Source organism: Geodermatophilus sp. SYSU D00696 (assembly GCF_054050235.1).
The window spans coordinates 1-7,804 of the sequence record NZ_JBJGYY010000070.1 but is presented as its reverse complement, the minus strand read 5'-3'; the positions used below and the strand labels follow the sequence as shown (position 1 = coordinate 7,804).

General features: G+C 76.8%; 8 protein-coding genes. 6 read left to right on the top strand and 2 right to left on the bottom strand.

The genetic code is table 11. The features are described from left to right. Window positions 1-166 precede the first annotated feature (166 nt). Together ACI79O_RS23945 and ACI79O_RS23940 are read right to left on the bottom strand one after the other, a co-directional pair. Window positions 167-1,042 carry a M23 family metallopeptidase gene (locus ACI79O_RS23945; RefSeq protein WP_456915369.1) on the bottom strand — a complete coding sequence of 292 codons (876 nt, stop codon included), beginning with the start codon at window positions 1,040-1,042 and terminating at the stop codon, window positions 167-169. Window positions 1,043-1,241: 199 nt separating this feature from the next. Then, the gene (locus ACI79O_RS23940; protein ID WP_456915368.1) at window positions 1,242-2,063 is read right to left on the bottom strand and encodes a lipase family alpha/beta hydrolase; all 822 of its coding nucleotides are present in this window, start codon (window positions 2,061-2,063) and stop codon (window positions 1,242-1,244) included. A gap of 284 nt (window positions 2,064-2,347) precedes the next feature. Here ACI79O_RS23940 and ACI79O_RS23935 point away from each other — a divergent pair, with 284 nt between their 5' ends. From ACI79O_RS23935 to ACI79O_RS23910, 6 genes are all read left to right on the top strand, one after another. Further along, entirely contained in the window at window positions 2,348-3,472 is a 1,125-nt protein-coding gene (locus ACI79O_RS23935; protein WP_456893067.1) for a hypothetical protein, read from the top strand. Beyond that, entirely contained in the window at window positions 3,469-3,834 is a 366-nt protein-coding gene (locus tag ACI79O_RS23930) for a hypothetical protein (RefSeq protein ID WP_456915367.1), read from the top strand. Before ACI79O_RS23935 ends, ACI79O_RS23930 begins: the two co-directional genes overlap by 4 nt. A 127-nt stretch (window positions 3,835-3,961) precedes the next feature. Then, window positions 3,962-5,122 (top strand): ADP-forming succinate--CoA ligase subunit beta, encoded by a 1,161-nt coding sequence (gene sucC, locus ACI79O_RS23925; RefSeq protein ID WP_456893063.1) that lies wholly within the window; start codon window positions 3,962-3,964, stop codon window positions 5,120-5,122. Between the two features lie 26 nt (window positions 5,123-5,148). Next, window positions 5,149-6,036 (top strand): succinate--CoA ligase subunit alpha, encoded by an 888-nt coding sequence (sucD, locus tag ACI79O_RS23920; RefSeq protein WP_456915366.1) that lies wholly within the window; start codon window positions 5,149-5,151, stop codon window positions 6,034-6,036. Next, window positions 6,033-6,437: a RidA family protein gene (locus ACI79O_RS23915; RefSeq protein WP_456893059.1), complete on the top strand. Its 405-nt coding sequence runs from the start codon at window positions 6,033-6,035 to the stop codon at window positions 6,435-6,437. Before sucD ends, ACI79O_RS23915 begins: the two co-directional genes overlap by 4 nt. Before the next feature lie 150 nt (window positions 6,438-6,587). Beyond that, window positions 6,588-7,688 carry a hypothetical protein gene (locus ACI79O_RS23910; protein WP_456915365.1) on the top strand — a complete coding sequence of 367 codons (1,101 nt, stop codon included), beginning with the start codon at window positions 6,588-6,590 and terminating at the stop codon, window positions 7,686-7,688. Window positions 7,689-7,804: the final 116 nt, after the last annotated feature.

Below are 7,804 nucleotides of genomic sequence, written 5' to 3'. Positions count from 1 at the left end.
GGGGGGGGCGGGGGGGCGCGGGCGGCGGGGGGGGGGGCGGGGGCGGGCGGGGGCGTGGGGGGGGGGGTGGGGGGGGGGGGGGGGGGGGGGGGGCGCGGCGCCCCCCCCCCCCCCCCCCCCCCCCCCCCCCCCCCCCCCCCCCCCCGAGGAGCGCGCGCACTGCGGGTCAGATCGTGACGCCGCGCTCGGCCAGGAACTCCTCGGGGTCGATCGGCCGGCCGCTGATGCCACCGCGGTGGATCTGGTAGTGCAGGTGGGGGCCGGTCGACTGGCCCTCGTTGCCGATCTTCGCGATCTGGTCGCCCGCGTGCACGATGTCGCCGGCCCGGACGTCGTAGTAGCGCATGTGCCCGTAGACGTGCACGTTGCCCTCGGGGTCCTGGATGTAGACGGCGTTGCCGTAGCCGGAGGCGCGGCCCGCGCGCAGGACCACGCCGTCGGTGGCCGAGTAGATCGGCGTCCCGAGGGCGTTGGCCAGGTCGATGCCGTAGTGCATGGAGCCCCAGCGCATGCAGAAGCAGGTGGTCATCCGGCCCATCGCCGGCAGCACCGTCTCCGGCTCGCGGGCCGCGCGCGAGGCGGCGAGCTCGGAGAGCCGGACGGCGGCCTCGGCCTGGGTGATGCCGAGCCGGACGCCGGCGTCGTCGATGTCCCCGGTGAAGCCGATGTCGGCGGCGCCGAGCCCGTAGTCGGCGGCGGTGGCCGTGCCGGAGCCGGCCGGGCTGCCGGTGAACCCCGGGACGGCGGCGACGAGCGCGCCGGCCACCAGCGCGGCCAGCCACAGCGCGCCGCGCCGGCCGGGCGGGCGGCGCACGGAGCGGCGGGCGGCGGGACGGGTCCCGGTGTCCGCGGGGGCGGGGACGGCGTCGGTCGCGACGTCGGCCGCCGGGGCGGCCGGAGCCGCGGCGGCGCGCCGGGTGGTCCGGGCGGGCAGGACGGCGGCGGGGGGCACCGGGGCCACCGGGCGGAGGCCGGGGATGCGACCGGTCGCCTCCGGCTCGGCCGACGCACGGCCGGCCGCGGAGTCCACGAGCGCGGTCACCCAGTTCCCCTTCGTCCACGCTCCCGGGGACCGCGGGGTGCGGCGGCCCGTCGGAGGAGCGACGGCGGTGGAGGCGCCCGGGAGGCGCCCGCCGGTATGTACCGGCACCGTGATCGGACCGTAACGTTCCGTCAGGTCGTTGCCGGGGAAGCCACGTCGCGTGTCGTCATGTCTCCGAACCGTGACCGGCCGGGCGGGCTCAGGCGACGGCGGCCGCCGCCGGCGACTCGGGTGCCGCCGTGCGCAACCCGGCGAGCGTGGCCGCCACCTCGTCGACGACGCCGCGGTGGAAGGGCAGCGACATGTGCCCCAGGCCGCGGACGAGCACGTTGCGCGCCCGCAGGTCGGGGTGGTCGCACCGGCCGTTGCGGGTGGGGATGACCAGCTGGTCGAGGTCGCTGTAGACGGCGGTCATCCGGGTGTCCCAGTCCGGGGCCGGTGCGGCGAGCTCCTGCAGCACCGCCGACCCCTGCCGCAGCTGGCGGACCATCGGCGTGGGCAGCAGGTGGGCGAGCACGGAGCCGCCGTGCGGCGTGCCCAGCGTCACCAGCGACTCGACCCGGCGACCGCCGGCCTGCAGCTGCACGTAGTGCCGGGCGATGAGCCCGCCGAGGCTGTGGCCGACGACGTGCACGCGCTCGTGCCCCGTCTGCGCGCAGATCCGCTCGACGTGCTCGCCGAGGTCGCGGGCGCCCTGCGCGACGTCACCGAGCAGCGGGCTGTAGTTCCAGGTGCACACCTGCGCGAAGCCCCGGCGGCGCAGGCCGCGGCGCATGAGCGCGAACACCGAGCGGTTGTCGACCAGGCCGTGGACGAGGAGGACGGGGATGCGTGCGGCCAGGGGATCGGCGGCGAACAGCGCCCGGACGGCGGGGGGCTGCTCGCCGGGGCGGCAGCGCTCGTCGGGCCGCAGCACCTCGGTCCACGTGCCGAGCGGGTACATGAGCACGTGCGCGCCGACCCACGCCAGTTCGGTCAGTCCGCCGGCGACCGTCGTCGGTGTCGCGAGGGCCCGCAGCACGTCCCGTGGCGTCCCGGGGAGGGCCTCGGGGGTGTGCGACTCTGGACGAGACCCCGGGCCGGCGGTCGAGTGCATGGACGTGCCCTTCCCGTTCGTCGGCCCGGAACGGGTCGGGGTCCCGTCGGCGGCCGGAGCACACCGCTGTGCTCCGTTCACAGGACGGTAATGCCCCCGTGTGGCAGCGGTCACACGACCGGATCCCGCGTCTCGACGAGATCGAGGCCGATCTGTGACACATCTCGACGAAGACGCCCTCCACACTGCTCGACGACGAAGGGGGACCCGTGGCCGGCCCGGAGCGCACCACCCGTGACGACCGGGCGCGCGGCGTGACCGCCCGGCGCTCCGCTGCCGTGGCGGGGAGCGACCGGCGCCCCGCCTCCGCGGCCCGGCCCGACCGGCGCGGCGCGGGCGGCCGCGGCGCCGCCGACCGCCGCGTCCCGGCCGCCGCGAGCCGTGCCGCGGTCTCCGGGCCCGCCGTCCCCGGCGACGGTCTCGTCGTCGGGGACGTCCCGCCCGCCGCCCGGGTCGCCGGCGTCCTCCTGGTGCTCGCCGGCCTCGCCGGTCTGGCCGCGCTGTTCCCCACCTACCTGGTCGTCGGCGGCCGCGACCTGACCCTCGGCGGCGGGATCGGCGGGGTGCTGGCCGGCCTGGTCGTCCCGGTCACCTCGGTCGCCGTCGGCACGGGGCTGGCCGCCGGCCGGGTGCCGCGGCTGGGGCTGGCCTACGCCGGCGTCGGCGGCGCGCTGGCGCTCGGTGCGCTGTTCATCGAGGTGTACCGGGGCAGCTCGTCCACGGTGCGGCCCGGCATCGAGGTGCTCGCCGGCGAGCGGGTGCTGACCAGCTCCGTGGACGCCGGCCCGGGCTGGTGGCTGGCGCTCGCGGCGCTCGGCCTGACCGTGCTCGCCGGTGCCTGCGCCGCCGCGACCTGGGGTCGCACGGTCATGGAGGACCGCGGCTCCCTCGACCCCGCCCGGCCGGGGCTGGCCGGCGCGGCCGTGGTGCTCGGCGTCCTCACCGTCCTCTGCCTGGCCCTGCCGGCCGCCGACGTCCCCGACCGCCTCGTCGACGACCCGGCCACGGGCCTGGAGGTCGTCGTCGAGCAGCAGGGGCCGCAGGCGCTGCTCGAGCGACCGGGCCTGGCCCTGCTCGGGGGCCTGCTGCTCGCCGGCGCCGTCGTCCTGGGATCGGTGCTGGCGCCGTCGCTGCGGCCGCGACTCGGCGCCGTCGGCGGGTTCCTGGCCGTCGCCGCGACCGTGCTCGCCGCGGGCCTGTCGGGCCTGCGCGACGCCGCCGCGTCCGACGAGCTGGAGTGGACCGTCCCCGGCGCCGGGCTGCTGGCCGCCGGCCTGGCCTACGCGCTGCTCACCGTCCTGGCCTGGCGGCTGCGCCGGGGCCGCGCCGCGTGACCGACGGCGAGCGGCTGCGGGTCGTCGTCGCGGGGCCCGGCGGCTCCGACGACCCGCGGGCGCTCGCCCTGGCGCGCGCCCTGCGCGACGCCGGCGCGGAGGTGGTGCTCACCGGGGCGACGGCGGCCGACCGGCTGGCCGCGACCGTCGTCCAGGAGGACGCCGACGCCGTCGGGGTCGCCGGCCCCCCGCCCGGACTCCCGGCTGCGCTGCTCGACCGGCTGGCCGCTGCGGGCGCCGACGACGTCACCGCCTTCGTCCTCGGGGACGCGGACGGGCTGCCCGTCGGCGTGCTGCGCTTCCCCGACGGCACCCCGCCCGGCGACGTGGTCGCGGCGCTGCGCCGCACCGGCACCCTCTGACCAGCGGCGTCGTCGGGGGCACCGACACCGGTCCCGGGAGCCGCCCGACGGCCCCGCCTGTGACCCGTCCCACCGCCTCCACCGCCGGTGCGGCAGGCCTCCGGCGCGGGGTCTACGGTGCCTGTCCGTGGATCTCTTCGAGTACCAGGCGCGTGACCTGCTGGCCGCGCACGGCGTGCCCGTGCTGCCCGGCGGCGTGGCCGAGACACCCGACCAGGCCGAGGCGATCGCGCGGGAGATCGGTACCCGCGTCGTCGTCAAGGCGCAGGTGAAGACCGGCGGCCGCGGCAAGGCCGGCGGCGTCAAGCTCGCCGACGACGCCGACGAGGCCCGGGCCCGCGCCCAGGACATCCTCGGTCTGGACATCAAGGGGCACGTCACCCACCGCGTGATGGTGGCCCAGGCCAGCGACATCGCCGAGGAGTACTACTTCTCCTACCTCCTCGACCGCGCCAACCGCACCTTCCTGGCGATGGCCAGCGTCGAGGGCGGCATGGAGATCGAGCAGCTCGCCGTCGAGCGCCCCGAGGCCCTGGCCCGCATCCCGGTCGACGCCACGGTCGGCGTGGACGCCGCCAAGGCCGCCGAGATCGTCGACGCCGCCGGGTTCGCCCCCGAGGTGCGCGACCAGGTGATCGCCATCGCCGTCCAGCTGTGGGAGGTCTTCAGCACGGAGGACGCCACCCTGGTCGAGGTCAACCCGCTGGCCAAGGCCCCCGACGGCCTCGTCCTCGCGCTCGACGCGAAGGTGAGCCTCGACGAGAACGCCCGCTTCCGGCACGCGGAGCACGAGGCCCTGGAGGACACCGCCGCGGCCGACCCGCTCGAGGCCGCGGCCAAGGAGAAGGACCTCAACTACGTCAAGCTCGAGGGCGAGGTCGGCATCATCGGCAACGGTGCCGGGCTGGTCATGAGCACCCTCGACGTCGTCGCCTACGCCGGCGAGGAGTTCGGCGGCGTCAAGCCGGCCAACTTCCTCGACATCGGTGGCGGCGCCTCGGCCGAGGTCATGGCCAACGGGCTGCACATCATCCTGTCCGACCCGGCCGTGAAGAGCGTCTTCGTCAACGTCTTCGGGGGCATCACCGCGTGCGACGCGGTGGCCAACGGCATCGTGCACGCCCTCGAGCTGCTCGGTGACGAGGCGACCAAGCCGCTCGTCGTCCGGCTCGACGGCAACAACGTCGAGGAGGGCCGGCGGATCCTCGCCGAGGCCAACCACCCGCTGGTCACCCTGGTGGACACGATGGACGGCGCCGCGCGCCGGGCCGCCGAGCTCGCCGCCTGATCCGGCCCCAGACAAGGACTGCAGAGATGTCGATCTTCCTCAACGAGAACAGCAAGGTCATCGTCCAGGGCATGACCGGCTCGGAGGGGCGCAAGCACACCCAGCGCATGCTCGCCTCCGGCACCGCGATCGTCGGCGGCGTCAACCCGAAGAAGGCCGGCCAGAGCGTCGACTTCGACGGCGCGAGCGTGCCGGTGTTCGGCAGCGTCGCCGAGGCGGTCAAGGAGACCGGCGCCGACGTCACCGTCGTCTTCGTCCCTCCTGCCGGCGCGAAGGCCGCCGTCATCGAGGCGGTCGACGCCCAGATCGGGCTCGCCGTGGTCATCACCGAGGGCATCCCGGTGCACGACTCGACGTCCTTCTGGGCGCACGCCCAGGGCGGCTCGACCCGCATCATCGGCCCGAACTGCCCCGGCCTGATCAGCCCCGGACGGTCGAATGCCGGCATCATCCCGGCCAACATCACCAAGCAGGGCCGGATCGGCCTGGTCAGCAAGTCGGGCACGCTGACCTACCAGATGATGTACGAGCTGCGTGACATCGGGTTCTCCACCTGCGTCGGCATCGGCGGCGACCCGGTCATCGGCACCACGCACATCGACTGCCTGCAGGCCTTCCAGGACGACCCGGAGACCGAGGCGATCGTGATGATCGGCGAGATCGGCGGCGACGCCGAGGAGCGCGCCGCGGACTTCATCAAGGCCAACGTCACCAAGCCCGTGGTCGGCTACGTCGCCGGGTTCACCGCTCCCGAGGGCAAGACGATGGGCCACGCCGGCGCGATCGTGTCCGGCTCGGCCGGCACCGCCCAGGCCAAGAAGGAGGCCCTCGAGGCCGCCGGGGTCAGGGTCGGCAAGACGCCGTCGGAGACCGCCCGCCTGATGCGGGAGATCGTCGGCTCCCGGTCGGCGTGAGCCAGCCGGGGGGCGCCCGCCTGGTCCGCACGCCGGACCTGGCGGGCGCCCCGTACGCCTACGCGGCCGTCGTGCCGGGCGGCACGCTGGTGCTCACCGCCGGTGCCTGCCCGCTGGACGCCGACGGCGCCACCGTGGCGGCGGGCGACGTCGCGGGGCAGGCCGAGCAGGTGATGGCCAACCTGCGCGCGGCGCTGCGGGCGGCCGGAGCCGACCTCGGCGACGTCGTCCGCACGACCGTCTACGTGGCCACCACCCGCCGGGAGGACCTGGTCGCCGCCTGGGACGTCGTCCGGGGAGCGTTCGGCGACCACGACCCGCCCAGCACGCTGCTCGGCGTGGCCGTGCTCGGCTACCCCGGCCAGCTGGTCGAGGTGGAGGCGATCGCCGCGCCCGCCTGAACGCCGGCCGTCCGACGGTGGCCGCGCCGGTTGCGACGCGGTCACGATCTCACCCCGGGGGACCGGGCGGCGCGTGGCGAGGTTGCAGGCTGGAGAGCGCGGGGGAGAGCATCCGCGACGCCGTACCGACGTGCCGAGGAGAGCCGAGCGATGACGTCCAGCCAGCCGCCCCAGCAGCCCGGGGAGCCCGGGCAGCCGGGGCCGGGCGGTCAGCCGGGGTACGGGCAGCAGCCCCCGCCGTACGGCACACCCCAGGACCACCCGCCGTACGGCCAGCCCGCGTACGGACAGCAGGCCCCCTACGGCCAGCCGCAGCCGGGTCCTCCGGCCCTGCCGTACGGGCAGCCCGCGCCGTACGGGCAGCCGCCCTTCAGCCAGCCGCCGTCCTACGGCCAGCCGCCGTCCTACGGGCAGGCCCCGCCGTACGGGCAGCCGCCCTACGGCGCCCCGCAGGGCCCGCCGCCGCCCCACGGCCAGCCGCCGTTCGGGGCGCACCAGGGTCCGGCGCCGCGTCCGGCCGGGGCCGGGTTCGACCTCAAGCGCCTGAAGGTCGCCGACCACGCCATCGCGGCCGGGACGCTGGCCTACCTCGTCCTCGCGATCCTGCCGTGGGTGGACCTCGACGGGTACTACTTCGGCGACGACTACGACGTGAACGGGTTCTCGTTCAGCGGGCTGGTCCCGTTCGCCTTCGTCCTCCTCCTCGCCGCGACCGTCTGGGCGGTCCTGCCGGCGTTCACCGACCTGCGCCTGGGCTTCCCGCGCAGCTGGGTCACCGTGGGGCTGACGGGCCTGGCGCTCCTGCTCACGCTGATCGCCTGGATCCAGACCTTCTCGTGGGAGTTCAGCCTCGTCGGCCTGCTCGCGCTCCTCGTCAGCGCGGCCGTCGCCGCGTTCGCCGTCCTCCGGCTCCTGCCCGAGCTGAGGAACGAGCCGGCCCTGACCGGCGGTCTCGCCGGTGCGGCGCAGTGGGCGAACCAGCAGGCCCCCGACTACGGGCGGTCGGCGTCTCCGGGGCCGTCGGCCGGCCCCGGCGCCCACGGCCCGCAGCACGGCCGGCCGGGGCAGCCCTGGGACCAGTCGCAGCCGACCCAGCCCCACGGCCAGCCGGCTCCGCAGTACGGCCAGCCGGGGCCCCACGGCTCCTCCTACGGCCAGCCCGGCCCGCAGCACGGCCTGCCGGTCGCCCCGCCGGCCACCGACCCGGGCCGTCCCGGCGGCTCCACCGCCTCGGGCCAGGGCTCGTCCTGACCCGAGCGCACCTGCGCGCCCCCAGGGGCGCACCCGTCCCGGGGGGGGGCCGGCCGCGCCGCCCCCCGGCCCCCCCCGCGCCCGGGGGGGCCCCGCCGCGGGGGGGGGGGGGCCTC